This is a genomic window from Lysobacter sp. TAB13 (assembly GCF_052113885.1).
Lineage (GTDB): Bacteria > Pseudomonadota > Gammaproteobacteria > Xanthomonadales > Xanthomonadaceae > Lysobacter > Lysobacter gummosus.
This window is the reverse complement of the sequence record NZ_JBFRDR010000321.1, coordinates 1-389: the sequence shown is the minus strand read 5'-3', so window position 1 is coordinate 389 and position 389 is coordinate 1. Positions and strand designations below refer to the sequence as shown.

At 70.9% G+C, this 389-nt stretch carries 1 protein-coding gene; it reads right to left on the bottom strand.

Annotated features, from left to right (window positions below; translation table 11 throughout):
* Positions 1 to 389: Ldh family oxidoreductase (locus AB4Y92_RS26350; RefSeq protein WP_441822307.1), on the bottom strand; the 389-nt coding region annotated here is incomplete at both ends.

Below are 389 nucleotides of genomic sequence, written 5' to 3'. Positions count from 1 at the left end.
GCCTGCCCCGGGACACGGATGGCAGCAGCCCCGAGGGCGCGGCGCCCGCTACTGATGCGCTCACGCTCGGCTGCGGCGCGGCGCGGCAAGGCCTCAGCGCCGAAAGCGCCCGGGTTCAGGGTCAGGAAAAGAAACGAGCAGTCATTYGGTTGCGCGGCGTCGCCGTACAAGGCTTTCACCTCGGCGCCCACGGCACCACCGGACAGGAGCCCGCACAGCATGTCGACCGCCAGTGCGAGGGCAAACCCCTTGGGGCCGCCGGTGGGCAGAAGCAGCCCCCTGATTGCCTCGGCAGGGTCGGTGGTCGGGAGCCCTTCCGACGTTACGGCCCAGTTCGCCGGAATCGGCTCGCCACGCTGCTGGTGATGGCGAATGCGGCCGAGAGCGCC